Origin of the sequence: Kribbella monticola, from assembly GCF_003261635.1 — a bacterium.
Classification (GTDB): domain Bacteria; phylum Actinomycetota; class Actinomycetes; order Propionibacteriales; family Kribbellaceae; genus Kribbella; species Kribbella monticola.
In genome coordinates this window covers 265,560-290,950 of the sequence record NZ_QFXK01000022.1, presented here as the reverse complement: position 1 = coordinate 290,950, position 25,391 = coordinate 265,560, and the positions used below count along the sequence as shown (strand labels likewise).

The 25,391-nt window shown below is 68.9% G+C and carries 21 protein-coding genes; 5 read left to right on the top strand and 16 right to left on the bottom strand.

Annotated elements, in window-relative coordinates; all coding sequences use genetic code 11:
- Positions 1–273 precede the first annotated feature (273 nt).
- The 9 genes from serA to DIZ26_RS10330 all read right to left on the bottom strand — a co-directional run bounded on the left by serA (position 274) and on the right by DIZ26_RS10330 (position 11,453).
- The gene (gene serA / locus DIZ26_RS10370) at positions 274–1,872 is read right to left on the bottom strand and encodes a phosphoglycerate dehydrogenase (protein ID WP_112239771.1); all 1,599 of its coding nucleotides are present in this window, start codon (positions 1,870–1,872) and stop codon (positions 274–276) included.
- A 130-nt stretch (positions 1,873–2,002) separates the two neighbouring features.
- Positions 2,003–3,232: a S1 family peptidase gene (locus tag DIZ26_RS10365; RefSeq protein WP_112239769.1), complete on the bottom strand. Its 1,230-nt coding sequence runs from the start codon at positions 3,230–3,232 to the stop codon at positions 2,003–2,005.
- Between the two features lie 103 nt (positions 3,233–3,335).
- Positions 3,336–4,355 (bottom strand): ketol-acid reductoisomerase, encoded by a 1,020-nt coding sequence (gene ilvC / locus DIZ26_RS10360; protein WP_112239767.1) that lies wholly within the window; start codon positions 4,353–4,355, stop codon positions 3,336–3,338.
- A gap of 149 nt (positions 4,356–4,504) precedes the next feature.
- The gene (gene ilvN / locus DIZ26_RS10355) at positions 4,505–5,209 is read right to left on the bottom strand and encodes an acetolactate synthase small subunit (RefSeq protein ID WP_112239765.1); all 705 of its coding nucleotides are present in this window, start codon (positions 5,207–5,209) and stop codon (positions 4,505–4,507) included.
- Complete coding sequence (locus tag DIZ26_RS10350; protein ID WP_112239763.1) at positions 5,209–6,957, bottom strand: acetolactate synthase large subunit; 1,749 nt, start codon at positions 6,955–6,957, stop codon at positions 5,209–5,211. The genes ilvN and DIZ26_RS10350 overlap by 1 nt, the downstream gene beginning before the upstream one ends.
- Before the next feature lie 355 nt (positions 6,958–7,312).
- Positions 7,313–9,022 (bottom strand): dihydroxy-acid dehydratase, encoded by a 1,710-nt coding sequence (gene ilvD, locus DIZ26_RS10345; protein WP_112239761.1) that lies wholly within the window; start codon positions 9,020–9,022, stop codon positions 7,313–7,315.
- A gap of 47 nt (positions 9,023–9,069) precedes the next feature.
- On the bottom strand, positions 9,070–9,351 hold the full coding sequence (locus DIZ26_RS10340; RefSeq protein ID WP_112239759.1) for a ubiquitin-like small modifier protein 1: 282 nt from the start codon (positions 9,349–9,351) through the stop codon (positions 9,070–9,072).
- The gene (locus DIZ26_RS10335) at positions 9,351–10,442 is read right to left on the bottom strand and encodes a WD40/YVTN/BNR-like repeat-containing protein (RefSeq protein WP_112239757.1); all 1,092 of its coding nucleotides are present in this window, start codon (positions 10,440–10,442) and stop codon (positions 9,351–9,353) included. Before DIZ26_RS10335 ends, DIZ26_RS10340 begins: the two co-directional genes overlap by 1 nt.
- Positions 10,443–10,520: 78 nt before the next feature.
- Positions 10,521–11,453 (bottom strand): 2-hydroxyacid dehydrogenase, encoded by a 933-nt coding sequence (locus tag DIZ26_RS10330; protein WP_112239755.1) that lies wholly within the window; start codon positions 11,451–11,453, stop codon positions 10,521–10,523.
- A gap of 143 nt (positions 11,454–11,596) precedes the next feature.
- Between DIZ26_RS10330 and DIZ26_RS10325 the strand changes: the two genes are divergently transcribed.
- A complete protein-coding gene (locus DIZ26_RS10325; protein ID WP_232828236.1) occupies positions 11,597–12,976 on the top strand; it encodes an FAD-binding oxidoreductase in 1,380 nt (459 codons plus the stop codon).
- A complete protein-coding gene (locus DIZ26_RS10320) occupies positions 12,973–14,262 on the top strand; it encodes an SAM-dependent methyltransferase (RefSeq protein ID WP_112239753.1) in 1,290 nt (429 codons plus the stop codon). The genes DIZ26_RS10325 and DIZ26_RS10320 overlap by 4 nt, the downstream gene beginning before the upstream one ends.
- A 45-nt stretch (positions 14,263–14,307) precedes the next feature.
- On the opposite strand, the gene DIZ26_RS10315 is transcribed toward DIZ26_RS10320, so the two are convergent.
- Positions 14,308–14,811 carry a hypothetical protein gene (locus tag DIZ26_RS10315; RefSeq protein ID WP_112239751.1) on the bottom strand — a complete coding sequence of 168 codons (504 nt, stop codon included), beginning with the start codon at positions 14,809–14,811 and terminating at the stop codon, positions 14,308–14,310.
- Between the two features lie 133 nt (positions 14,812–14,944).
- Here DIZ26_RS10315 and DIZ26_RS10310 point away from each other — a divergent pair, with 133 nt between their 5' ends.
- Complete coding sequence (locus tag DIZ26_RS10310; RefSeq protein WP_232828235.1) at positions 14,945–16,090, top strand: PQQ-dependent sugar dehydrogenase; 1,146 nt, start codon at positions 14,945–14,947, stop codon at positions 16,088–16,090.
- A gap of 5 nt (positions 16,091–16,095) precedes the next feature.
- Here the strand turns inward: DIZ26_RS10310 and DIZ26_RS10305 are convergent, their stop codons facing one another.
- Positions 16,096–16,557, bottom strand: coding sequence for a hypothetical protein (locus tag DIZ26_RS10305; RefSeq protein WP_332872721.1), 462 nt, complete (start codon positions 16,555–16,557; stop codon positions 16,096–16,098).
- A gap of 166 nt (positions 16,558–16,723) precedes the next feature.
- Entirely contained in the window at positions 16,724–17,740 is a 1,017-nt protein-coding gene (locus tag DIZ26_RS10300; RefSeq protein WP_112239747.1) for a helix-turn-helix transcriptional regulator, read from the bottom strand.
- Between the two features lie 116 nt (positions 17,741–17,856).
- Between DIZ26_RS10300 and DIZ26_RS10295 the strand changes: the two genes are divergently transcribed.
- Together DIZ26_RS10295 and DIZ26_RS10290 are read left to right on the top strand one after the other, a co-directional pair.
- Positions 17,857–18,252, top strand: a complete 396-nt coding sequence (locus tag DIZ26_RS10295; RefSeq protein ID WP_112239817.1) for a RidA family protein — start codon at positions 17,857–17,859, stop codon at positions 18,250–18,252.
- Positions 18,253–18,302: 50 nt separating this feature from the next.
- On the top strand, positions 18,303–18,779 hold the full coding sequence (locus tag DIZ26_RS10290; RefSeq protein WP_198676024.1) for a DUF488 family protein, N3 subclade: 477 nt from the start codon (positions 18,303–18,305) through the stop codon (positions 18,777–18,779).
- Positions 18,780–19,693: 914 nt separating this feature from the next.
- Here the strand turns inward: DIZ26_RS10290 and DIZ26_RS37420 are convergent.
- The 4 genes from DIZ26_RS37420 to gatC form a co-directional block, all read right to left on the bottom strand.
- On the bottom strand, positions 19,694–21,382 hold the full coding sequence (locus tag DIZ26_RS37420; RefSeq protein ID WP_157979668.1) for an HNH endonuclease signature motif containing protein: 1,689 nt from the start codon (positions 21,380–21,382) through the stop codon (positions 19,694–19,696).
- 483 nt (positions 21,383–21,865) lie between these two features.
- Positions 21,866–23,368 (bottom strand): Asp-tRNA(Asn)/Glu-tRNA(Gln) amidotransferase subunit GatB, encoded by a 1,503-nt coding sequence (gatB, locus tag DIZ26_RS10280; RefSeq protein ID WP_112239743.1) that lies wholly within the window; start codon positions 23,366–23,368, stop codon positions 21,866–21,868.
- Positions 23,365–24,870 carry an Asp-tRNA(Asn)/Glu-tRNA(Gln) amidotransferase subunit GatA gene (gene gatA, locus DIZ26_RS10275; protein WP_112239741.1) on the bottom strand — a complete coding sequence of 502 codons (1,506 nt, stop codon included), beginning with the start codon at positions 24,868–24,870 and terminating at the stop codon, positions 23,365–23,367. Before gatA ends, gatB begins: the two co-directional genes overlap by 4 nt.
- Positions 24,870–25,169, bottom strand: a complete 300-nt coding sequence (gene gatC / locus DIZ26_RS10270; protein ID WP_112239739.1) for an Asp-tRNA(Asn)/Glu-tRNA(Gln) amidotransferase subunit GatC — start codon at positions 25,167–25,169, stop codon at positions 24,870–24,872. Before gatC ends, gatA begins: the two co-directional genes overlap by 1 nt.
- Positions 25,170–25,391 lie beyond the last annotated feature (222 nt).

Sequence of the window (25,391 nt, the reverse complement as noted above, 5' to 3'; positions counted from 1 at the left end):
GTGGGGAGCATGGCAGGCGCGGCGGAGGAGCGCCGTGGCTGGGGGTGGGGAGCATGGGAGGCGCGGCGGAGGAGCGCCGTGGCTGGGGTGGGGAGCATGCGACGGAGGAGCATGCGTGGGCGGCTGCTCGTAGTACAGACAAAAGGTGGGCCCAGGGGCTCTCGGTGAGAGCGCCTGGGCCCTGGCCGGCCGCCATGCGCCTGCGGGCGGCAGGCCGGTCCTTGTCTTACCAGTAGAACTTACTGGCGGGTCACTCGGCTAGCGGAGTGCGCGTCAGAGCTCGAGGTCTACTGTGCGGGCGGTGTCGGCCTGGACGGCGGTGGCGATCTCGTCGAGGACGGTGACCGGGATGGTGGAGTCGACGCTGAGGGCGACCAGGGCCTTGCCGCCCTTGCGGTCGCGGCTGACCTGCATGCCGGCGATGTTGATGTCGGACTTGCCGAGGATGCCGCCGACCTGGCCGACGATGCCCGGGCGATCCTCGTAGCTGAGGAACGCCAGGTGGGCGGCCAGCTCGACCTCCAGGTCGAAGCCGTCGATCTCGACCAGCCGCTCGGACTGCTTCACGCCGACCAGGGTGCCGGAGACCGAGACCTGGCCGCCGTCGGCGAGGGTGCCGCGGAGGGTGATCAGGTTGCGGTGTTCGGGGGATTCGTGGTCGGTGAGGAGCCGAACCTCGAGACCGCGCTCGGCCGCGAGCAACGGGGCGTTCACGTACGACACGTTGTCCTCGACGACATCCGCGAAGACGCCCTTCAGCGCGGCGAGCTCGAGCACCTTCACGTCGAACTCGGTGATCTCGCCGCGGACCTCGACGTCGAGCTGCTGCGCGACACCACCGGCGAGTGCGGTGAAGATCCGGCCGAGCTTCTCGGTCAGTGCGATACCGGGCCGGACGTCCTCGGCGATCACGCCGCCCTGGACGTTGACCGCGTCGGGCACGAGTTCACCGGACAGCGCGAGCCGCACGGACTTGGCGACGGCGATACCGGCCTTCTCCTGCGCCTCTTCGGTCGACGCACCCAGGTGCGGAGTCGCGACCACGTTCTCGAACTCGAACAGCGGCGAGTCGGTGCACGGCTCCTTCGCGAAGACGTCCAGTCCGGCCGCGGCGACCCGGCCTTCCTTCAGCGCGGTGTAGAGCGCGGCCTCGTCGACGATGCCACCACGGGCGGCGTTGACGATGATGACCTCGGGCTTGACCTTGTGCAGCTGCTCGTCGCCGATCAGGCCGATCGTCTCCGGCGTCTTCGGCAGGTGCACGCTGATGAAGTCCGAGGCCGCCAGGAGCTCGTCCAAAGACGCGAGGCGGACGCCCATCTGCGCGGCGCGGCCGGCCTGCACGTACGGGTCGTACGCGATCACGTTCATGCCGAAGGCGGCCAGCCGCTGGGCGACCAGGACACCGATCTTGCCGAGGCCGACGATACCGACGGTCTTCTCGAACAGCTCGACGCCGGAGAACTTCGACCGCTTCCACTCGCCGTTCTTCAGCGAGAGGTCGGCGGCCGGGACCCGGCGGGCGGCCGCGAGCAGCAGCGCGACGGCGAGCTCGGCGGCGGAGACGATGTTGGAGGTCGGTGCGTTGACGACCATCACGCCGGCCTGGGTGGCCGCCTTCACGTCGACGTTGTCGAGGCCGACCCCGGCGCGGGCGACGACCTTGAGCTTCTTCGCGGCGGCGAGCGCCTCGGCGTCCACCTTGGTTGCGCTGCGGATCAGGATGGCGTCGACGTCGGCGATGGCCGGCAGCAGTTCGGCGCGGTCGGCGCCGTTGGTGTGCCGGATCTCGAAGTCGGGGCCGAGTGCCTCGACGGTGGCCGGGGACAGTTCTTCGGCGATCAGGACGACGGGCCGTTGAGCGTCAGTCATGGGAGAAGTCTCCTGCAGAAGCGGTTGGGGGCTCGAACGATCAGAGCACCGCGCTGTGCCCGCTGAAAACGATGCTACCAGCCGCCCGGACCATGCCTGCGGGGGTATCAACCCTCGTACGACGAAAGGCTCAGTCGGTGTCGCAACTGTGGTTGGAGGCGACGCTGGTGGCCGCGTCGATCCGGAGCCGACCCTGCTCGCGGACCAGCTTGTAGCGCAGGTCGAGCCTGCTACAGGTCGTCCCCTTGGCTCCGGCGCTCTTCGGTGAGAACAACACCGTGAACGTCAGCCGCGCCGTCGCCGACTCCTCCCCCGATCCGCCGACTTCCGTGATCACCGGCTCGAACGCGTACGACGTCCCGTGCGTCCGCGTGAACTCCTCCTGCGTACTCGATGACGCGAGCCCCTTGGAGTACGTGTCCCGCATCGCCAGGAAGTCGTGCTGATTCAGCGCTTTGAAGTACGACGTGAACAGCCGCTGCACCTCGACAGCCAGCGGACTCGCCGCCACGCTCAACGAGGGTTGCACGGCCGTGCGCGGACCACGAGCCAGGCAGTTCCCGGCCGGCTCCGGAGCCACGTCGGGCGCCGCACCGGCGTACCGGCGTACTTGGTCCAGGTCAATGATCTTGCCTGAGGCAACGGTATTGCCGGTGACCAGGCCGATGACCTGGCCGTTCCGGTTGAGCACCGGCGCGCCGAGTGAGGCCGGGTCGAGGAACTCGGGCAGCGGGCGCGGCTGCGCCGTCGTACCGGCCTGCTGGATCGATTGTCTGCCACTCTGATCGAACCCGATGATCGCGCGCGAAGCCTTCGCATCCGGCGATGCCGTCGCGATCGTGGCCGTGGAACCGTCCAGCCGGCCGGCCAATTGCAGTACGGCGACGCCGTCGTCGCTCGTGCCCACCACCGGGGCGCGGCGGATCCGGCCGTCCGTGGTCACCACGGCGACCGACACCGGCTGCCGGATGGCCGACGCGGCGGTGAGCACCTTCCCGTCGTCGAACAGCACGCCGGTCGCCTCCCCCGTCCCGGCACACGTACTGGCCAGCACCCGTACGACGCTCGGCCCGCTCGCCTTCTGCACGGTGCCCGTATCGAGGCTCGACAGCGCAGCACCCTGAGTCTGCTCCCGCAGCACCCAGCCCGCGCCGACACCAGCCGAGATGATCAGCACCACCAAGGGGATGGTCGTCAGCAGTCCCAGAGCACGGGGCCGCGGGGCCGGCGAATCCGGCTCCACCGGCGCGGGTCGCGGCTGGATCGTCGTGCGGCTCCCGGCCGTCACTTCGTCGTCCACGGTCGCCCAGCTCGGGATGCGACGGGGTGGCTTCGGCAGATCGCCCGGGCCGTCCGCCATCGCTACCTCCCCTTGGCCGGTATCACCGCCGATTCTGTCAGACAAAAGGGCGACGCCCGGGCCCCCGCGACAGCGGCGACCCGGGCGTCCGGCGTACGGCGGATCAGCGCGCGGCGCTGCCCTCGACGTAGTCGTCGTCGTGCGACTTGACCCACGCCATCAGGCCACGCAGCTCCTTGCCGACAGCCTCGATCGGGTGCTCCTGGCTCTTCTTGCGGAACTCCGCGAACTCCGGCGCACCGGCGTCCTGGTCGGCGATGAAGCGGGCCGCGAAGGTACCGTCGGTGATGTCACCGAGCACCTCCTTCATCCGCTGCTTGACCGACTCGTCGATGATCCGCGGACCGGACACGTAGTCGCCGTACTCGGCGGTGTCGGACACCGACCAGCGCTGCTTGGCGATACCGCCTTCGTAGATCAGGTCGACGATCAGCTTGAGCTCGTGCAGGCACTCGAAGTACGCGACCTCGGGCTGGTAGCCGGCCTCGGTGAGCACCTCGAAGCCCGACTGGATCAGCTGGGACACGCCGCCACAGAGCACGGCCTGCTCGCCGAACAGGTCGGTCTCGGTCTCCTCGGTGAAGGTGGTCTTGATACCGCCGGCGCGCAGGCCGCCGATCCCCTTGGCGTAGGAGAGCGCGAGGTCCCAGGCCTTGCCGGTCGCGTCCTGCTCGACAGCGACGAGCACGGGCACGCCGCGGCCTTCGCTGAACTCACGGCGGACCAGGTGACCGGGGCCCTTCGGGGCGACCATGAACACGTCCACGCCGGCCGGGGGCTTGATGTAGCCGAAGCGGATGTTGAAGCCGTGACCGAAGACGAGCGCGTCGCCGTCGACCAGGTTCGGCTCGATGGCCTCCTTGTAGAGCGACCGCTGGGCCGGGTCCGGGGCGAGGACGACGATCACGTCGGCCTCCTCGCACGCCTCGAACGGGGTCAGCACCCGCAGGCCCTGCGCCTCGGCCTTGGCCCGGCTCTTGGAGCCCTCGGGCAGGCCGACCCGGACGTCGACGCCGGAGTCGCGCAGGGACAGCGCGTGGGCGTGGCCCTGGCTGCCGAAGCCGAGCACGGCCACGTTGCGGCCCTGGATCACCGACAGGTCGGCGTTGTCGTCGTAGAACATTTCTGCTGCCACTGGGAGCTCGTCTCCTTGATTTCTCGGAAGGTCGTGCCGGTACTACGGGGTGCCGGCCGGGGGTTTGGTTCGGTCCTGCCGCCGGGCAGGTGGTGGGCCTGGGTACTGCTTGCCGGGGCTTCCCGGCGCCGCGCTGCTCAGGCCGGGCGTACTCCGGCGGCGGGGCGACCCGGCGGCGGCGCCGGCACCGGGTGGTTCGGGTGGTGGGCGGCCGGTGAGTTGCCGGATGGACTCGTCGTACCGGTCGGACTGCTCGCGGAACCCGCCTGGCTGGTGGCCGGGCGGGCCTGCAGCGCCGGGGCTCCGGAGGCCACGTGCGGTGGCGGGACCGGGACCGGGCGCAGGGTGCGATCGGAGATGGAGCGGCTGCCCCGGCCGATCGCGACCATGCCGGACTGCACCAGCTCGCGGACGCCGAACGGCTCCAGCACCCGCAGCATGGCCTCGAGCTTCTCGGGGTTGCCGGTCGCCTCGATGGTGATCGCGTCCGGAGCCACGTCCACCACCTTGGCACGGAAGAGCTGGACGGTCTCCAATACCTGGCCGCGGCTGAGGGTGTCGGCCTTGACCTTCACCAGCAGCAGTTCGCGCTGCACGGTGGCGGTCGGCTCGAGTTCGACGATCTTGATCACGTTCACCAGCTTGTTCAGCTGTTTGGTGATCTGCTCCAGCGGCTGCTCGTCGACGCTGACCGCGATGGTCATCCGGGACACTTCCGGGTGCTCGGTCGGGCCGACCGCGAGCGAGTCGATGTTGAACCCGCGCCGCGAGATGAGCGCGGCCACGCGGGCCAGCACACCGTGCTTGTTCTCGACCAGGATGCTCAGGGTGTGTTTCGACATTACAGCTCCTCCCCGTCCCACTTCGGTGCCATGTCGCGGGCGATCTGGATGTCGTCGTTACTGGTGCCGGCGGCAACCATCGGCCAGACCATCGCGTCGCGGTGGACCACGAAGTCGACCACGACCGGCTGGTCGGTGACCGACATCGCCTTGTCGATGGTCGCGTCGACCGACTCCTTGTCGGAGCACCGCAGCCCCACGCCACCCATCGCCTCGGCCAGCTTGGCGAAGTCCGGGATCCGCGCGGAGTGCAGGTCGGTGTTGGAGTAGCGCTTGTCGTAGAACAGCGTCTGCCACTGCCGGACCATGCCCAGCGACTGGTTGTTGATGACGGCAACCTTGATCGGGATGCCCTCCAGCGCACAGGTGACGAGCTCCTGGTTCGTCATCTGGAAACAGCCGTCGCCGTCGATCGCCCAGACGGTCTTGTCCGGGCGCGCGACCTTGGCGCCCATCGCGGCGGGCACGGAGTACCCCATCGTGCCGAGGCCGCCGGAGTTCAGCCAGTGCAGCGGCTTCTCGAACGGCAGGTAGTGCGCGGCCCACATCTGGTGCTGACCGACGCCGCTGGTGTAGATCGCGTCCGGCCCGGCGATCTGGCCGATCCGCTGGATCACGTACTGCGGGGACAGGCTGCCGTCCTCCGGCTCGTCGTACCCGACCGGGTATTTCGCCTTGACCGAGTCCAGCAGGCCGCGCCAGGCCGAGTAGTCCGGCGTCCGGCCGTTGCTCGCGATCTCCGTCTGCAGCGCCTGGATGAGGTCGCTGATGACCTCCTTGCAGTCACCCACGATCGGCACGTCCGCGGCCCGGTTCTTGCCGATCTCGGCCGGGTCGATGTCGGCGTGGATGACCTTGGCCTCGGGCGCGAACGAGCTCAGCTTGCCGGTCACCCGGTCGTCGAACCGCGCGCCCAGGCAGATCAGCAGATCGGAGCGCTGGAGGGCACCGACGGCCGAGACCGAGCCGTGCATGCCGGGCATCCCGAAGTGCAGCTCGTGGGTGTCGGGCAGCGCGCCGCGGGCCATCAGCGTGGTGACCACCGGGATGCCGAGCAACTCCGCGAGCTGCTTCAGCTCGGCGCTCGCCTTCGCCCGGATCACGCCGCCGCCGACGTACAGGACCGGCTTCTCCGCCGCGGCGATCAGCCGGGCCGCCTCGCGCACCTGCTTGGGGTGCGGGCGGGTGACCGGCCGGTACCCCGGCAGCGACAGCTCGGTCGGCCAGTGGAAGTCCACGGTCGCCTGCATCGCGTCCTTGGTGACGTCGACCAGGACCGGGCCGGGGCGACCGGTGGAGGCGATGTGGAACGCCTCGGCGATCGTGCTGGCGATCTCGTTCGGGTCGTTGACCAGGAAGTTGTGCTTGGTGATCGGCATCGTGATGCCGCGGATGTCGGCCTCCTGGAAGGCGTCGGTCCCGATCGACGCGCTGGCGACCTGGCCGGTGATCGCGACCATCGGCACCGAGTCCATGTAGGCGTCGGCGATCGGGGTGACCAGGTTGGTCGCGCCCGGGCCGGAGGTCGCCATACAGACGCCGGTCTTGCCGGTCGCCGAGGCGTAGCCCTGCGCGGCGTGGCCGGCGCCCTGCTCGTGACGTACCAGGATGTGGCGGATCTGGGTCGAGTCGAGCATCGGGTCGTACGCCGGGAGGATCGCGCCGCCCGGGATGCCGAAGACGGTGTCGACGCCGGCATGTTCCAGTGCGCGGATCAGAGCCTGTGCCCCGGTCAGCTGCTCACTCATGAGTGCCTTCCCTTGTCAGTCACGGTAGATCTTTTCGGTGCGGCTTGCGCGATCGATCGTCCTCGGCCCTGGGGCCTGGTGGCCAGGCCCTGGATCGCAGGAACCGGCCCCGAACAACAGAAAACCCCCTCCGCCGGGTGGGCTGAAGGGGGCGCGCTCGACTCGGTGGTCGCGTCAGTCGGCGCGCCGCACAAGTACGAGGAGAATCGATCGCATGCAGTCACCTTTGCCGACTCCCCTCGATCCGGTCAAGCCTGCCGGCTGTGTGTCTCATTGAGTGAGACGACCGTCTTACAAATGACCAGTTTAGAACTGCCTCCAGGAACTAACGCTCCTGGGGGCAGTCAGGTCATGCTCAGATGCAGACGGCGCCTTCGGAGGCGGAGCGGACCAGGCGGGTGTACTTGCCCAGCACGCCCTTGGTGATCGCCGGGGTCTTCGGGGTCCAGCCCTCGCGGCGGCGCTCCAGCTCCTCGGGCTCGACGTGCAACTCGAGGGTGCGATTCTTGACGTCGAGCGTGATCCGGTCGCCGTCGCGGACGAACGCGATCGGGCCGCCGTCGACCGCCTCCGGAGCGACGTGGCCGACGCACAACCCCGTCGTACCGCCGGAGAAGCGGCCGTCGGTGAGGAGCAGGACGTCCTTGCCGAGGCCGGCGCCCTTGATCGCACCGGTGACCGCGAGCATCTCGCGCATGCCCGGACCGCCCTTCGGGCCCTCGTAGCGGATCACCACGACGTCGCCGGCCTTCATCGAACCGTCCTCGACCGCGTCCATCGCACCCCGCTCGCCGTCGAACACCCGCGCGGTGCCCTCGAACACGTCGGAGTCGAATCCGGCGCTCTTCACGACCGCACCCTCCGGCGCCAGCGTGCCGTTGAGGATCGTGATCCCGCCGGTGCCGTGGATCGGCTTGTCCAGCGCCCGGATGATCGTGCCGTCGACGTCCGGCGGTGCGATGTCGGCCAGGTTCTCGGCCATCGTCTTGCCGGTCACGGTCAGGCAGTCGCCGTGCAGCAGACCCGCGTCGAGCAGGGCGCGCATGATCACCGGGATGCCGCCGACGCGGTCGACGTCCGTCATCACGTAGCGGCCGAACGGCTTCAGGTCGCCCAGGTGCGGGACCTTGTCGCCGATCCGGTTGAAGTCGTCGAGGGTCAGGTCGACCTCGGCCTCGCGGGCGATCGCGAGCAGGTGCAGGACGGCGTTGGTGGAGCCGCCGAGCGCCATCACGACGGCGATCGCGTTCTCGAAGGCTTCACGGGTGAGGATCTGCCGGGCGGTGATCCCCTTGGCCAGCAGGTTCACCACGGCCTCGCCGGACTTGCGGGCGAACCCGTCGCGGCGGCGGTCCACCGCGGGCGGAGCGGCCGAGCCGGGCAGCGACATGCCCAGTGCCTCGGCGGCCGAAGCCATCGTGTTCGCGGTGTACATGCCACCGCAGGCGCCTTCGCCCGGGCAGATCGCGCGCTCGACGGCGTCGACCTGCTCGCGGGTGATCAGGCCGCGGGCGCACGCGCCGACCGCTTCGAAGGCGTCGATGATCGTGACGTCCTTGTCCCCGAGCCGGCCCGGCATGATCGAACCGGCGTACAGGAACACACTGGCGAGGTCGAGGCGGGCGGCTGCCATCAGCATGCCGGGCAGCGACTTGTCACAGCCGGCCAGCAGCACCGAGCCGTCGAGGCGCTCGGCCTCCATCACCGTCTCCACCGAGTCGGCGATGATCTCGCGGCTCACCAGCGAGTAGTGCATGCCGACGTGGCCCATCGAGATGCCGTCGGACACGCTGATCGTGCCGAACTCCAGCGGATACCCGTTGGCCGCGTGCACGCCGTCCTTGACGGCCTTCGCGAGCCGGTCGAGGGACAGGTTGCACGGGGTGATCTCGTTCCAGCTCGACGCTACGCCGATCTGCGGCTTGACCCAGTCGTCGTCACCCATGCCGACGGCACGGAGCATGCCGCGGGAGGCAGTGGCCTCGAGCCCGTCGGTGACGGTCCGGCTTCTGGGCTTGATGTCAGGTGTGTTCTTCGCAGCGTCTGTACCGGTGTTCGTGGACATGTGTCTCACTGTATGACCGTCCACTTCGTGGTCACCACCGGCCCGGTTCAGCCGCCGGCCACGCTGGGGAGGATGAGCAGTTCGTCGCCGTCGGACAACGGTGTACTCAGGCCGTTCAGGTCGCGGACGTTGTCGTTGCCGAGGAACACGTTGACGTGCCGGCGGAGCGCGCCCTGCTCGTCGACCAGCCGGCGCCGCAGTGCCGGATGATCGCCTTCCAGGGTGGCGAAGACGCCGCCGACCGTCGCTTCGGCCGGCTCGACCTCGACCCGCTCCGCATCGCCCGCGAACGGTCTCAGCACCGTCGGCAGCCGCACCCCGACCTTCATCAGCCGAGAACCGCCGCGCGGACGGTCAGCACGTCCGGGAGATGACGAGCCACCTCGGTCCAGTGGTCACCGGCGTCCGCGCTCGCATAGACGCACCCGTCGCGCGTGCCGACGTACACACCTGCCGGGTCGCCCTGGTCGGTGCAGAGCGCGTCACGCAGGACCGGCGCGTACGAGGGGACGTCGGGCAGCCCGTTCGACAAGGCCTCCCAGGTGGAGCCAGCGTCGCGCGAGCGGTAGACCCGGCACTTCGCGTCGGTGGGGATCCTGTTCCCGTCGGCGATCAGCGGGAAGACGTAGACGGTGTCCGGCTCGTGCGGGTGCACCACGATCGGGAAGCCGAAGTCCGACGGGAGACCGTCCGCGATCGACTTCCAGATCGTGCCGCCGTCGTCGGACCGGTAGACGCCGTGGTGGTTCTGCGCGAACATCCGCTCCGGTACGTCGGGGTGCGCGGCGAGCTTGTGCACGCATTGGCCGAACTCGGGATACGGGTCGGGGAAGAAGTACGCCTTGATGCCCTGGTTCGCCGGCTCCCAGGTCTCGCCGCCGTCCGCGGTCCGGTAGACCCCGCCGGTCGACATGGCGACGCTGACCTTGCCGGGGTCGGTCGGATGCGGCAGCACGGTGTGCACGGCCTGGCCGCCGAAGCCGGCACCCCAGTCCTTGCGGTGCGGGTGGTCCCACAGGCCGCGGACCAGCTCGAACGTCACTCCCCCGTCGGTCGACTTCCACAACGAGGACGGCTGCGCACCGGCGTACACGACTTCTGGCCGGTCGGGCGGACCGGGCTGGATCTGCCAGACCCGCTCGAGCGAGGCGTCCGCCTCCTCGGGGAAGCCGATCGAACCCTCCGGTGGCTCCGCCCAGGTCTGACCGAGGTCGTCGGAGTGGAACACCGCCGGCCCCCAGTGCTCGCTGGTGCCGCCCGCGAACAGCCGTGGTCGCTCGCCGCGCGTGTCGATGCCCACCGAGTAGACGCCCTGCATCTCGAACGACGGCCCTTCCAGGACCCACTCCCGGCGCGCGGCGTCACTCCGCCCGACCCAGAGCCCCTTCTTGGTCCCGATCAGCAACACAGCCTCGGACATCGTCGTCCTCCTTCTCCCCGGAACAGCCTCGGCCCGGAACGGCCGTTCAGTCAGCTAAGCGGACCTCACCGACAGTTTTCATCGGGCCGGCCCGGCCACCACGTTGATCAGTGGTTCGCCTCTCGCGTAGCGCTCCAGCTGGGCGCGGACCAGCCGGGCGACCCGGGGCTCGAAGGCCGTCGAGGCGCCGCCGCGATGCGGGTTCACCAGCACATTCGGAGCAGACCACAGCGGATGGCCGGGGGGCAACGGTTCGGGGTCGGTGACGTCGAGGGCGGCGCGGATCCGGCCCGAGGTCAGCTCGGACAGCAACGCGTCCGTGTTCACGACGACACCGCGGGCGACGTTGACCAGCAGCGCGCCGTCCTTCATCCCCGCCAGGAACTTCTCGTCGACCAGACCGCGGGTCTCGGCCGTCGCGGGGGTGAGCAGCACGACGACGTCCGCCTTCGGGAGCAGACTCGGCAGCTCGGTGATCGGGGCGACGCCTTCGCGAGCGCGGCGCGCCACCCGGAGTACCTCGCACTCGAAGCCGGCGAGGCGGCGCTCGAGCGCCTCGCCGATCGAGCCGTAGCCGAGGATCAGCACGGTCCGGTCGGCAAGTGAGTCGTCCATCTCCGCGTACGACGAGGGCCAGTGCCCGCGCTCCTGGTCGCGCACGGCCCGCGGGAGATTCCGGTATGACGCGAGGATCAGCGCGACGGCGAGCTCGGCGGTGGACGCGTCGTGCACGCCCCGCGCGTTGCACAAGGTGACGTCTTCGCCGAGGAAGGGCAAGAAGTTCTCGAAGCCGGCTGTCTGGGTCTGGACGACCTTGAGCGCGGGCATGTCCTGGATGATCTCGGCGAGGGCCGAACTGCCCATGTAGCTGGGAACGTAGAACTCGACCGTCTCCAGCGACGGCGGCCGGTCACCTCCCGCGAAGTACTCGACGTCGAATCCCGCCGGCAGCCCACCGAGGAAGCTGTCCGCGTCCTGCCAGGGCAGCCACGCCTTCACCGCATCAGCCATGTCCAGAACCTACCCGCAGCCGCGGACAGAACTCGATCACGTCCGGCAGGCGGTTAGGACCACTGGACCGCGTGGTCCTAAAGGGGACTCGAAGATGGTGAGAATTCCGTGCCTGACCACGCGATCGGTCGTACTCTGGATCGGTGCCTTCGACATCGGATCTGGCCGCTACTCTCGATCACGATCAGGCCGTAGGACGGCTGCGAGCGTCCTACCAGCGCATCCCGGCGGGGCAACCCGTCCGGCTGGCCAAGCGCAGTTCGAACCTGTTCCGCCCCCGGACGACGGTCGAGACCCCGGGTCTGGACGTGTCCGGCCTGACCGGCGTGATCAGCGTCGACCCGGTCGGGCGCACGGCGGACGTGCAAGGCATGTGCACGTACGAAGACCTGGTCGCCGCGACCCTCCCGCACGGGTTGATGCCACTGGTCGTCCCGCAGTTGCGCACGATCACGCTCGGTGGCGCGGTCACCGGGCTCGGGATCGAGTCGACGTCGTACCGCAACGGCCTGCCGCACGAGTCCGTCCTCGAGCTCGACATCCTGACCGGCTCGGGCGAGCTCGTCACGGCGCGCCCCGAGGGCGAACACGCCGACCTGTTCCGGACCTTCCCCAACTCCTACGGCTCCCTCGGCTACGCGACCCGGCTGCGGATCGAGCTCGAACCGATCTCCCCGTACGTCGCGCTTCGGCATGTCCGCCTCGGTCTGGACGAACTGGGCCCGGCGATCGAGTCGATCGTTGCCGCCGGCACCTATGCCGACCAGCCGGTGCACTTCGTCGACGGCGTCGTCTTCACCCCCGACGAGGCCTATCTGACCCTCGGGCGGAACAGCGACGCCGCAGTACGGACGAGTGACTACACCGGTCAGCAGATCTTCTACAAGTCGATCCAGCAACGATCGACCGACTTCCTCACCGCCAACGACTACCTGTGGCGCTGGGACACCGACTGGTTCTGGTGCTCGGCCGCCTTCGGTGCTCAGAACCCTTATATCCGGCGGGTCTGGCCCCGAAAGCTTCGGCGCAGCGACGTCTACCACAAGATCATCGGGTTCGAGAACCGCCATCAAGTTGCCGCGCGCATCAATCGCCGCCGCGGCAACCCCGACCGCGAGCGCGTCGTCCAGGACGTCGAGATCCCGGCCGCGCAACTGGCCGGCTTCCTGCGCTGGTTCGACGCCGAGGTCGGAATGCGGCCGGTCTGGCTCTGCCCGCTGCGGCTGCGCGGCGACGAGTCCTGGCCGCTGTACCCGTTGAAGCCCCGCGAAACCTACGTGAACGTGGGTTTCTGGGGCACCGTACCGATCGCCCCGGGCGCCGCCGACGGCGACGTGAACCGGCGGATCGAAGCGGCCGTCGCCGACTTCGACGGCCACAAGTCCTTGTACTCCGACGCCTACTACGACCGGGACACGTTCGACCGGCTGTACAACGTCCCGGCCCTGACCGAAGTGAAGAATCGCTACGACCCCGACGCCCGGCTCACCGGGCTCTACGAGAAGGCGGTGACGCGTCGATGACGGCAACACTTCCGACGCAGGTTTCGATCGCAGCGGCGCTGACAGCGGTGGCGCCGGCCGGGCTCCCTTTCCGCTTCACGGCGTACGACGGCAGCTCGACCGGGCCCGAGGACTCCGCGGTCCACATGCACCTGGCCACCGAGCGTGGGCTCTCCTATGTGCTGACCGCGCCGGGTGACCTCGGCATGGTCCGCGCTTACGTACAAGGCGATCTCGAGATCACCGGCGTCCACCCGGGCAACCCGTACGACCTGATGAAGCTGATGCTCAACGAGCTGCACTTCCAGCGGCCCTCGCCGGCCGAGGCGCTGCGCATCGTTCGCGGGCTGGGCTGGAGTCACCTCAAGCCGCCGCCCCCGCCGCCGCAGGAGCACCTGCCGAAATGGCGTCGTACGTTCGAAGGCCTGCGGCATTCCCGGACCAGGGACAAGGTCGCGATCCACCACCACTACGACGTGTCGAACAAGTTCTACGAGTACATCCTCGGCCCGTCGATGACCTACACCTGCGCCGTCTTTCCGACGCTGGACGCGACGCTCGAGGAGGCACAGTACGAGAAGTACGACCTGGTCGCGCGCAAGCTCGATCTGAAGGCCGGGCAGCGGCTGCTCGACGTGGGCTGCGGCTGGGGCGGCATGGTCCGGCACGCGGCCCGCGAGTACGGCGTGAAGGCGGTCGGCGTGACCCTGTCGGCCGCGCAGGCCGAGTGGGCGCAGGAGGCGATCAAGCGCGAGGGCCTGGAGCACCTCGCCGAGGTTCGGTTCTCCGACTACCGCGACGTGTCCGAGCGCGACTTCGACGCGATCAGCTCGATCGGACTGACCGAACACATCGGCGTCCGCAACTACCCGTCGTACTTCGGTTTCCTGCTCGACCGGCTGCGTCCCGGCGGCCGGCTGCTGAACCACATGATCACCCGGCCGGACAACCGGTTCCGGCCGACCGGCGCCTTCATCGACCGCTACATCTTCCCCGACGGCGAACTGATCGGCTCCGGCCGCATCATCGCCGACGCCCAGGACGCCGGGTTCGAGGTCCGGCACGAGGAGAACCTGCGCGAGCACTACGCGCTGACGCTGCGCGGCTGGTCCGAGAACCTGGTCGCGCACTGGGACGAAGCGGTCGAAGAGGTCGGCTTCGCGACCGCGAAGATCTGGGGCCTGTACCTGGCCGCCTGCCGGGTCGGCTTCGAGCGCAACAACACCCAGCTGCACCAGATCCTCGCCGTCAAACTCCACGACGACGCCTCGTCGGACTTCCCCCTCCGCCCGACCTGGCTCAGCTGAAACCCCTCTGGCGCGCCGGTCCCTCGATCGATGGGGCCGGCGCTGTCAGGTCCCTAGCCTGTTCGGCGCCTTGGCCAGCTGACGGATGCGGGCCGTCCGGCCGCGCTCCTCGATGATCCGGCGCGCCTCCGCTTCGACGTACGGCGGAATCCGCAACTGCAGCCAGTCGCTCCAGCTGTTGAGCCCGGCCTCGACCTCCTCGCGGCTCAACGGTTGTTCGCGCGCTCGCAGCAACACCCGCCACTCCGTACTGCGCCGCTCGGCGAACTCCCGCTCGTCTTCGGCCAGCCTCTCGATCCACTGCGCGTGCTCGTCAGGGCCGACCTGCTCGAGCATGTACACCACCACAGCCCGGGCCAGCGCTCGATCGGGCTCTTCCTCCACCACACTCAGCAGCAGCTCGCGAAGCCCCGCATCGGCGGCCGCCACTCGATACAGCTGCCACCGCCCGTAGTCCGCGTAAAGATCCGGCGCCTCCCCCACCGCCGCCACCAGCTTGGTCAGCAAGGCGGCGAACTCCTCCCGCAACGGCAACCTGATCGGCTTCACACGGAGGACTGTACGAACAACCGCCGACTCCGCACAGTCGATTGGCTAACCCGGGGCCCTGTTGGTTGGTTAAGAGTGTCGGAGAGAACAGCGTTCGGCTGGGGGCGCCGCGTAGTTTGGGCCAGGTGGCCGATTGAAGGAGACGAAGGTGCTCAAGGCAAGCGGCTGGGTTCGTACTGCGGTGGTGCTGGCGGCCGCGGGCGCCTTGGTGGCGGGTTGCAGCGACGGCGGCGGCGACGCGGAGCCGTCCGTGTCCACCGCGTCGCCTACCGACGTACCGTCGAGTCCTGCCGGATCCACCCAGCCTCGCGCCTTGAAGCTGACCGTCGCCGGGACGGTGGCGACTGGGATCGAGGTGCCGTGGGGACTGGCGTTCCTGCCCGACAGGTCGGCGTTGGTCGGTGAGCGTGACTCGGGCAAGGTGAAGCGCATCGCGGGTGGGCGCGTCACCGAGGTAGGGACCGTGCCGGGCGTCGCCTCGTCGAGCGAGGGCGGGCTGCTCGGGCTCGCGGTTGATCCGAAGTACCCGGCGAGGCCTTTCGTTTATGCGTACTACTCGACCGGCAAGGACAACCGGATCGCGCGGCTGACGTTCGAGAACGGGCGGATCGGCAGCCCGGAGGTGATCCTCGACGGGATCCCGATGTCGGCGATCCACAACGGCGGCCGGCTGCGGTTCGGCCCCGACGGCTTCCTGTACGCCGGAACGGGTGACGGCAGCGACCGGCCGAACTCGCAGAACGACGACTCCCTCGGCGGCAAGATTCTCCGCCTCACCACCGACGGCAAGGCGGCGCCGGGCAACCCGGGTGGACGGCTGTGGTTCTCGAAGGGGCACCGGAATGTACAGGGGCTCGCTTTCGACGGCTCGCAGTTGTACGCCGCCGAGTTCGGGCAGGACACCTGGGACGAGCTGAACGCGATCACCTCCGGCGCCAACTACGGCTGGCCGGCGGCAGAAGGCGTCAGCCAGCTCGACGGCATGGTCGACCCGATCGCCCAGTGGCGCACGAGCGACGCGTCACCGTCGGGAATCACGTTCGCCCAGGGACACATCTTCATGGCGGGCCTCCGAGGCGAGCGGCTCTGGGCGATCCCGGTCGCCGACGGACGGCGTACTGGTGAACCGGTCGCCTACTTCACCAAACGCTTCGGCCGCCTCCGCACCGTCGAAGCCGCCCCCGACGGCTCCCTGTGGCTAACCACCTCGAACACCGACGGCCGCGGCAACCCCAAACCCGGCGACGACCGAATCCTCCGCGTCACCATCACCCACTGAACGGATCAGGCTGCGTGGGAGAGACCTGGATCCTGCGACTCGGGCGTGCGGTGGTTCTGCTGGTCGAGGAGGGCTCGGGCGACTGAGGCGTCGGTGGCTGTGGCGCGGACCTCGTAGCGGGCCGGGAGCAAGTCGGTGAAGACAGCGTCCGGGCGGTTGTGGATGAGGCCGCGGAACAGGCCGATGAGGCCGCCGACCAGTACGCCGTACACGGCGCCCCAGAGGAGCACGGCGAGGCCGCTCAGGTTGGTGTCGGCGACGAGCGTCACGAATACCGCCGCCAGCAGGCCGGCAGCGAGGCCGGTGCCCGCGTTCTTGGCGGCGAGCCGGGCGGTGGAGATCCGAGGTCTCTCGGTCAGGACGAGTTCGGCCCCGACGATGGCCAGGCTGTCCCGGCCCATCCCAGACGATCGCAGAATCCCGACCGTCTCCTGTGCCTCCCGGTAACTCGCCGCGGAGACAATCACCGTGTCGTGAACCAGTACCTCAACCCCAGGCCGCAAGACATTCCCTTCCAACGCGAACCGAACCGGACTCCCCCACTAGTACCAGCTCCAGGCAAAGCGAAACCCCCGCGTCCAGTAACGCGCGTCAACATTGGGGGTGACGGTCGTAGCTTTCGCAGTGACGCTCTTAGCTTTCGGGGTGACGCTCGTAGCGGGAGGCGATCGCGGCGGCGCGGTCGTGCAGAGAGTTGCGCAGCCATTGCGGGGCCAGCACTTCCGCGTCGGTGGCAAGCTGCCACAACGCCCACTCTGCGTGTCGCTCGTCTTGGAAAGTGACCTCCATTCGCAGCCAGCCATCGGCCGCGCCTCCCTTGGCACCGGCTTCCGCTCCCGCATCGGCTTTAGCTTCGGCGAGGACAGCGAGCGCTGTGCCGACCAGCTCCTCGCGGCGCTTCGGGTTCACTCTTGCCAGCACGGTGACCTGGTCGCCGCCGGTCCGGAAGCGCACGCTGCGTTCCCGCCAGGCCCGGTCCAGGTCGACCAGGTCCGGTCGTTCGGCCGTTTCGGTCAGCTTCTCCGCGGCCGAGATCCGCGACAGCCGGTACGTGCGGTCCTCGCCTTCTCGTGCGGCCAACAAGTAGCCCTGATCTCGAACGGTCACCATGCCGATCGGATCCACCGTGCGCCACTTCGGCTCCTGCCCCAGGGCCGCGTAGTGGATGCGCAGCTTGCGGCCGGCGAGTACTGCACGCCGTACCTCGGCCACAACTCCGTCCGGCGCCTCTTCGGTGAGCTGTCGGCGCGACAGGAGATCGGTCTCCGGGTCGATGAGTAACCGCTGGACCGCGTCGGCTGCAGAGTCGCGCGAGCTGTCGGGAAGCGCGTCGGCCACCTTGAGCATCGCGGAAGCAAGCGCGGATCCGAGCCCGAACGCCTGCGCACCGCGCCGCGATCCCGCGATCAGCAAGGCGAGCGCTTCTTCGTGGTTGAGTCCGGTGAGCTCCGTCCGGAAGCCCGGCAACAGCGCGAACCCACCGTGCCTGCCGCGCTCGGCATAAACCGGTACGCCGGCGGCCGACAGCGCTTCGATGTCGCGTAGGACGGTGCGGGTGGAGACCTCAAGCTCCCGGGCGAGTGTGTCCGCGGAGAGCCGACCACGCTGGCGCAGCAGCAACACCAGCGAGACCAACCGGTCGGCGCGCATGCGGGAACTCTACCGAAATACACGACAGGGGATGTCGTGATTTGTGGCCAGGGTGGACGTCAAGGCCGGCCGGCGAGCCGGCGTACGAACTCTCGATGAACGGAGCCGATGTGGCGATGGAACGAACGGCGGTCAACCCGTGGACGTGGTCGGCCGAGCTGGGCTACCACCAGGGCGAGATCGTCTCGGGACACACCCGGACTCTCTATCTTGCCGGGCAGACCGCGATGAGCAGCGACGGCCGGCCCCAGCATGCCGGTGACATGGCGGCCCAACTGTCGCTCACGCTCGACAACCTGGAGGCTGCGCTCGGCGTGGCCGGGATGTCGCTGGCGAATCTGGTCCGGCTCAACGTCTACACCACCGACGTCGACCTGCTCTTCCAGCACTACGGCGTACTGGCGTCGCGGCTCGGCGCAGCCGGCGTGGCGCCGCCGACCACGATGCTTGGAGTGACGCGGCTTGCGATCCCGGCCCTGATGGTCGAACTTGAAGGAACTGCCGTCGCCTGACGTGCCCGTTGGCCGGTACGAGTCGCAGGTAGGAGGATCTGTTGACAGCCATGGTGACGATCGGCGTCTACGGATTCACGGCCGACACCTTCCTCGAAAGCCTCGCCGACGCCGGCGTGGGCCTGCTACTCGACCTCCGCCAGCGCCGCGGCGTACGAGGCCCCCAGTACTCCTGGGCGAACTCGACCCGACTCCAGCACCTTCTCGCCGACGCGGGCATCCACTACCGGCACGTGAAGGAGTTGGCGCCGACAACCGAGCTGCGCCAACTCCAGTACCGCGCGGACGACCGCCACCACGTCGGCAGACGCAACCGCGTCCAGCTCGCCCCCGAGTACGCCTCGCGCTACACCCACGAAATCCTCGACCCCTTCGACCTCGACGCCTTGGTAGCGCAACTCCCGCCCACCTCAACAACCGCCCTCCTCTGCGTAGAACGCGACCCAGAGGCCTGCCACCGCTCCCTGGTAACAGCCCGCCTCCGTTCCAACCACGGCTTGCCAATCACAAACCTCCGCCCAGCCTGACCCCGCCGCCGTCAACCGATGCCCGAGCCCCAACCGCTTTCAGAACCACTCGACGAGCTCCCAACCCTCAACAACCTCCAGCGACCGCACCCCCAGCGCCCCCACCCACAGGCCAACGCAGGAGGCCCCAGGCAGCGCAGCACACGACTCCCCCGCCAGCGACCCGGCCCGTCACGAAGCAGGCTCCTCGAGACCACCGGCCACTGCAGCACACAACTCGCGCACGAGTGACCCGTCCCCCTCGCGAAGCGGCTCCTCAAGACCACCGGCCAACGCAGCAGCGCAGTAAACGGCCCGCGCACGAGCGACCCGACCCCTCGCCAAGCAGGCTCCTCAAGACCACCGGCCAGCGCAGCACACAACTCGCCCGCCAGTGACCCGGCCCCTCGCGAAGCAGGCTGCCCGAGGTGACCGGGCAGCGCGGTACCCGGCTCGCGGTGACCCTGCAGCGCAGCGTGCGGCTACCCGTCGGGCTGGGGGTGTGGCGCATGGATGGCGATCTGGGCGCATGCGCGGATCGTGCGGGAGTCCGCGGATGGTCATCTAGTGCTGCTGGATGATCTCCGCTTGTGCCCTTGGCGTGGTGGCCGGCAACCGGGAGCCCTTGTGCACAAGGGCATCGGGCACGGCGTACCGGCGGCCGGGATGGCCGGTTGGGGGCTAGCCGGTGTCGAGCGTTTCGGGCGCCCAGGGATCGAAATCTGTTGGGTGGCTGGTGAGGGGCGGCGGGTCGCCGATCAGCGGAAAGGCGCGCGCTGGGCGGAGAGTTGGAGTGGGGCTACCGGGCCAGGGCGCGCCATCGGTACCGGTGAGTGGGCGCGCTGAGGTTTCGGCACCGGGCGAGTGGGCGGTGCCGGTGAGCGGGCCTACTGAGGATTCGGCACCGGGCGAGTCGGCGGCGCCGGTGAGCGGGCCTACTGAGGATTCGGCACCGGGCGAGTCGGCGGCGCCGGTGAGCGGGCGCGCTGAGGCTTCGCCACCGGACGAGTCGGCGGCGCCGGTGAGCGGGCGCGCTGGGGCTTCGCCATCGGGCGAATGGGCGGCGCCGGTGGGTGGGCGTGGGTCGATGGATGGTTGGTGCTGGTGGGTGGGCGTGGTGGGGTGGCGGCGCCGGGTGGGCTGTCGGTGAGTGGGCGTTGGGTGGTTGTGTCTGGGGTGTCGGTGGTGGCCTGGGTGTGGGAGGGGGCTGGGTTGAGGGGGCGGGTGATGCCTGGGATGAAGGGTGGGGTGCGGGGTGGGTCGGCCCAGGTGGGGCGGGTGACGTGGGGGATGCCGTTGATGATGGTGACTGTGTAGTGGCCGGCGTGGACGGCGATGTGGTCGGTGCCGCAGAACAGCGCGAGGTTTTCCAGGCTGGTGGCGCCGCCGTCGATCCAGTGCACGATGTGGTGGGCGTGGCAGTAGCGCGGTGGGGCGCCGCAGATGACGCAGCCCTTGTCGCGGCGGTTCAGGGCACGGCGGATCGCCTTGGTGACGTAGCGTTCCTCGCGGCCGACATCGAGGGGTTCGGACTTCGAGCCGAGCACGATCGGGATGATTCCGGCATCGCACGCCAGTCGGCGCACCGCGGCCGCGGACAGGCCATCGCCGAACTGGAGGTCGCCGGTGGCGTCACGGCCCGCGGCTTTCAAGTCGGTGTAGTCGATCGTGACGGTGACGTGCGGCTTCACCCCGCCGTGCGCGGGCAGGTCACCAGCGCCGGCGGCGACAGTGAGGACGTGAGTTAAGGCGTCGGCGTGGCGCTTGTCCCGCGGTCGAGGGTCGGGTTTGCCATCGGGAGTCTTGCGGGGTTTCGCGGCGGCCTCGATCAGGGTGCGGAACAGTTCGGCGTTGTCGTTGGTCAGAAAGCCGGAGAACTTCACGCCGTTGTCGGCGTTGGCGAGGCGCAGGGTCTCGCGGCGGGCAGCGGCCTCTTCGGCCGGTTCTGGTCCGTCGGTGTCCAGTACGTCGCGGGCCTGCCGCGCCAGACGCTTCAAGTCGGCCGGGGTCAGGTGCCGGGCGGCTTCGACCAGTTGTTCCTCCGCGGCCCGCAGAAGCTCCACCGGCACCATCGCCGCCGTCGGAATCGCTTCTAACCCGAACACGATCGCCTCAGCCTGCTCCGGATAAACCAACACCGGCAATACCCGACCATCGTCGCCTTCCGAGCGCCCGCTTTCGTCTGTGTGCTCAGCGTTCACTTCAACTGCTGTGGTCGCGTCGGGCTCGGTGTATTGGATGGTGGGGTTGGGGCCGGGCGGGGCGTACGGGTTGGGAAGGGCGGCGGTGACGGTTGGGTACTTCGGGAGGGCGCGGGCCAGGGCGAGGTCGCGGCGTACGGCGGGGAGGTTGCGGCGGTAGCGGGTGGAGAGGAAGCGGGCGGTGTCTTGGCCGGTGGTGTCTTTGGTGTGGCCGGTGTCGTCGAGGCGGGCGACGACTTCCAGGCTGTACGTCTGGAGGCGCGCCATCTCGGCGTGCAGCGCATCGAGAGTGGCGACTGCTTGCTCGCCACTCATCGTGCACGGACGCTGCGGGACCTCGACTTCCATAACCCCAAGCCTAGACACCGCCACCGACAGTTTCTGATGCCACAATTCCTTGTTTAAAAGGCGATTCGCGATCATCCAGAACAGCTAAGTTGTCCACAGCAACGCTCGAGTTGTGGAAAGAATGAGGCGCTTGGTGGAGGTGCGCGCGGGTTTCCCGGGCGGCGGGTGGGATGGCGGGAGGCGGTGAAGTGGGTCCCCCAGGGCGCAGGGTTGTGTAACTCCCAGGTGGCGGGGTGGCCGGTCCTCCGGGCTCAGGTCGAGTCCGGCAGAGCTGGTGTACGACGAGGTGGTGGCGACCGGGGCGTGGACACGCCCGCCAATAACCGGACCCACCAACGAGTCGCTCCACCGCACGAGGCGCGATGCAGGAGTGGCGGAAGCGGGCGGGCTGAAGCACGACGCAGGAGGTGCGTAGGTGCAGCAAGTCAACCCACCAACCACCTGCACCTCGCACGTTCCGCGATGGCAGGAGCGGCGGAACCGTTGGTGGGTGGGAGCCCCGAAGGACGTGCTTGGGTGAAGGAGAGCCCGGGTTTGGGGCCCGGGCTCTCCGTCTAACTAGATGCCTAGTTTGGTGTTGAGGAGTTCTCGGACTTTGGCGGCGTCGGCTTGGCCGCGCATGTCCTTCATGACGGCGCCGATCAGAGCGCCGGCGGCGGCGGGTTTGCCGGAGTTGACCTTTTCGACGACGTCGGGGTTGGCGGCGATCGCGCGGTCGATGGCTTCGATCAGGGCCGAGTCGTCGGAGACCAGGGCCAGGCCGCGGGCGGCCATGATTTCGGCGGGGGTGCCTTCGCCCTTGACCAGGCCGTCGAAGACCTGGCGGGCGAGCTTGTCGTTCAGCGCGCCTTCGTCGACGAGCTTCTGCACCTCGGCCACCTCGGCCGGGCCGACGCCCAGGTCACCGAGGTCCTTGCCGCTCTCGTTGGCAGCGCGGGCCAGTTCCCCGAGCCACCACTTCTTGGCGGCAGCAGCATCGACGCCGAGCTCCACAGTACGAACGATGTACTCCACCGCCCCGCCGTTGATGACGTCGCGCATCTCCAGGTCGGTGAAGCCCCACTCCGTCTGCAGCCGGGCGCGGCGCAAAGAAGGTGCCTCAGGCAACGTTGCACGCAAGGACTCGACCCATTCGCGCGACGGCGCGATCGGGACCAGGTCGGGCTCGGGGAAGTACCGGTAGTCGTCGGCGTCGGACTTCTCCCGGCCTGAGGTGGTGATGCCGGTGTCCTCGTGCCAGTGCCGCGTCTCCTGCAGGATCTTTCCGCCGGACGACAGGATCGCCGCCTGCCGGGTGATCTCGTAGGTGATCGCGCGCTCGACCGAACGGAACGAGTTCACGTTCTTGGTCTCGGTCCGGGTGCCCAGCGTGGTCGAGCCCTTCGGCTTGAGCGACACGTTGGCGTCGCAGCGCAGCGAGCCCTGGTCCATCCGTACGTCGGAGACGCCGATCGACAGCAGCAGGTCGCGCAACTGACTCACCAGCGCACGGGCGACCGCAGCCGCCTTCTCCCCCGGGACCTCGATCGTCTTGGTGACGATCTCGATCAGCGGGATCCCGGCCCGGTTGTAGTCGACCAGCGAATGCGACGCACCGTGGATGCGGCCGGTCGCGCCACCGACGTGGAGGGACTTGCCGGTGTCCTCCTCCATGTGCGCGCGCTCGATCTCGATCCGGTACGTCTCGCCGTCGACGACCACGTCGGTCCACCCGTTGAAGGCGATCGGCTCGTCGTACTGCGAGGTCTGGAAGTTCTTCGGCATGTCCGGGTAGAAGTAGTTCTTCCGGGCGAACCGGCACCACTCGGCGATCTCGCAGTTCAGCGCGAGCCCGATCTTGATCGCGGACTCGACGCCGACCGCGTTGACCACCGGCAGCGCGCCGGGCAGGCCGAGGCAGACCGGGCAGGTCTGCGTGTTCGGCTCGGCACCGAACTCGGTCGGGCAACCGCAGAACATCTTCGACTTCGTGTTCAGCTCGACGTGGACCTCGAGGCCCATCACGGGGTCGTACTGCGCCAGCGCGTCGTCGATCGGCAGCACATCGGCAACGACAGTCATCGGGTGACCTCCAGCTCAGGAGCCTTCGACATCAGCACGCCACCCCACTGGTCGGCCAGCGCGGACTCCAGCGCGGCGCCGACCTGGTACAGCAGGTCGTCGCGCATCACCGGTGCCATCACGTGGAAGCCGACCGGCAGCCCGTCCTCGTCGGCCAGGCCGACCGGGAACGAGGCCGCGGCGTTGCCGGCCAGGTTCGACGGGATCGTGCAGAGATCGTTCTTGTACATGGCGATCGGGTCGTTCACCCGGTCGCCGATCGCGAACGCGGTCGTCGGCGTCGCGGGCGAGACGAGCACATCCACCTGCTCGTACGCCCGGGTGAAGTCGCGCGCGATCAACGTGCGCACCTTCTGCGCCTGACCGTAGTACGCGTCGTAGTACCCGCTGGACAGCGCGTGCGTGCCGAGCATGATGCGGCGCTTCACCTCCGCGCCGAAGCCGGCCTCGCGGGTCAGCCTCATCACCTGCTCCGCGTCGTTCTCGCCATCGTCGCCGACTCGCAGGCCGAACCGCATCGCGTCGAACTTGGCCAGGTTGGACGAGGCCTCGCTCGGCAGGATCAGGTAGTAGGCCGGGAGCGCGTACTGGAAGTGGGGGCAGGAGACCTCGACCACCTCGGCGCCGAGCTTGGTGAGCAGCTCGACCGCCTCGTGGAAGCGGGCCTCGACGCCGGGCTGGTACCCCTCGCCGCCGAGCTCCTTCACGACACCGATGCGCAGACCGTTCACGTCACCGCGCCGGGCCGCCTCTACCACCGGCGGGACCGGCTGATCGATCGAGGTGGAGTCCATCGGGTCGTGTCCGGCGATCACCTCGTGCAGCAGCGCCGCGTCGAGGGTGGTCCGGGCACACGGGCCCGGGGTGTCCAGGCTGGACGCCAAAGCGATCAGCCCGTACCGCGATGTGCCGCCGTACGTGGGCTTGACGCCGACCGTGCCGGTGAACGCGGCCGGCTGCCGGATCGAGCCACCCGTGTCGGTACCGATCGCGAGCGGAGCCTGGTACGCCGAGATGGCGGCCGACGAGCCACCACCGGAACCACCGGGGATGCGCGCGAGGTCCCACGGGTTGTGGGTCGGGCCGTACGCCGAGTTCTCCGTCGACGAGCCCATCGCGAACTCGTCCATGTTCGTCTTGCCGAGGATGACGATGCCGGCCGCCTTCAGCCGCTTCACCACGGTCGAGTCGTACGGCGGCTTCCAGCCCTCGAGGATCCGCGAGCCGGCGGTCGTCGGTACGCCGTCCTGGGTCAGCACGTCCTTCAGCGCGAGCGGTACGCCGGCCAGCGGGCCGAGCTTCTCACCGGCAGCGCGGCGCTTGTCGACGTCGGCCGCCTGGGCCAGCGCGCCGTCGGTGTCGACGTGCAGGAACGCGTGCACAGCGGTGTCGGTGGCCGTGATGCGATCCAGGTGGGCCTGAGTGATCTCGACCGAACTGGTCTCGCCGGACGCCATCAGCTCCGACAGCTCAGCAGCGGTCTTGCGGGTCAGGTCACTCATCACGCCTCCTCGCTCAGGATCCGCGGCACCCGGAAACGCTGGTCCTCGGCCGCCGGGGCGCCGGACAGCGCCTGCTCCGGCGTCAGGCAGGGCACGTTCTCGTCCTTGCGCATCACGTTGCTCAGCGGCAACGCGTGCGAGGTCGGCGGGATGTCCTCCGCGGCCACGTCGCTGACCTGCGCGACCAGGCCGATGATCTGGTCGAGCTGCGGTGCGAGGTGGTCGAGCTCGTCGTCGGAGAGCTCGATCCGCGCCAGTCGCGCCAGGTGGGCGACCTCTTCGCGGGTAATCGATGGCATGAAAGGGATCCAATGGTCTCGCAGGATGGCCGGACCTCTGGTTCAGCCCGACCGGGCCATCCTAGTGGGCCACCGGCACCTCCTTGCGCCCTATATCCCGGAGGCTGTGGACAAGTGAGTTCGGACCAGAAAGTGAGAGGCCGGGCGTGTCTTCGGGTTCCGCTCTGTAACATTGGCCGCGACAGGGCGTAACTTGCGTGGTAATCGGCTGGGAGATGATCG

Bases quoted from the DNA above. Each gene is read 5' to 3' on its own strand.
- serA (WP_112239771.1), bottom strand. From the start codon at position 1,872: ATGACTGACGCTCAACGGCCCGTCGTCCTGATCGCCGAAGAACTGTCC.
- DIZ26_RS10365 (WP_112239769.1), bottom strand. From the start codon at position 3,232: ATGGCGGACGGCCCGGGCGATCTGCCGAAGCCACCCCGTCGCATCCCG.
- ilvC (WP_112239767.1), bottom strand. From the start codon at position 4,355: ATGTTCTACGACGACAACGCCGACCTGTCGGTGATCCAGGGCCGCAAC.
- ilvN (WP_112239765.1), bottom strand. From the start codon at position 5,209: ATGTCGAAACACACCCTGAGCATCCTGGTCGAGAACAAGCACGGTGTG.
- DIZ26_RS10350 (WP_112239763.1), bottom strand. From the start codon at position 6,957: ATGAGTGAGCAGCTGACCGGGGCACAGGCTCTGATCCGCGCACTGGAA.
- ilvD (WP_112239761.1), bottom strand. From the start codon at position 9,022: ATGTCCACGAACACCGGTACAGACGCTGCGAAGAACACACCTGACATC.
- DIZ26_RS10340 (WP_112239759.1), bottom strand. From the start codon at position 9,351: ATGAAGGTCGGGGTGCGGCTGCCGACGGTGCTGAGACCGTTCGCGGGC.
- DIZ26_RS10335 (WP_112239757.1), bottom strand. From the start codon at position 10,442: ATGTCCGAGGCTGTGTTGCTGATCGGGACCAAGAAGGGGCTCTGGGTC.
- DIZ26_RS10330 (WP_112239755.1), bottom strand. From the start codon at position 11,453: ATGGCTGATGCGGTGAAGGCGTGGCTGCCCTGGCAGGACGCGGACAGC.
- DIZ26_RS10320 (WP_112239753.1), top strand. From the start codon at position 12,973: ATGACGGCAACACTTCCGACGCAGGTTTCGATCGCAGCGGCGCTGACA.
- DIZ26_RS10300 (WP_112239747.1), bottom strand. From the start codon at position 17,740: ATGCGCGCCGACCGGTTGGTCTCGCTGGTGTTGCTGCTGCGCCAGCGT.
- DIZ26_RS10295 (WP_112239817.1), top strand. From the start codon at position 17,857: ATGGAACGAACGGCGGTCAACCCGTGGACGTGGTCGGCCGAGCTGGGC.
- DIZ26_RS10290 (WP_198676024.1), top strand. From the start codon at position 18,303: ATGGTGACGATCGGCGTCTACGGATTCACGGCCGACACCTTCCTCGAA.
- DIZ26_RS37420 (WP_157979668.1), bottom strand. From the start codon at position 21,382: ATGATCGCGAATCGCCTTTTAAACAAGGAATTGTGGCATCAGAAACTG.
- gatB (WP_112239743.1), bottom strand. From the start codon at position 23,368: ATGACTGTCGTTGCCGATGTGCTGCCGATCGACGACGCGCTGGCGCAG.
- gatA (WP_112239741.1), bottom strand. From the start codon at position 24,870: ATGAGTGACCTGACCCGCAAGACCGCTGCTGAGCTGTCGGAGCTGATG.
- gatC (WP_112239739.1), bottom strand. From the start codon at position 25,169: ATGCCATCGATTACCCGCGAAGAGGTCGCCCACCTGGCGCGACTGGCG.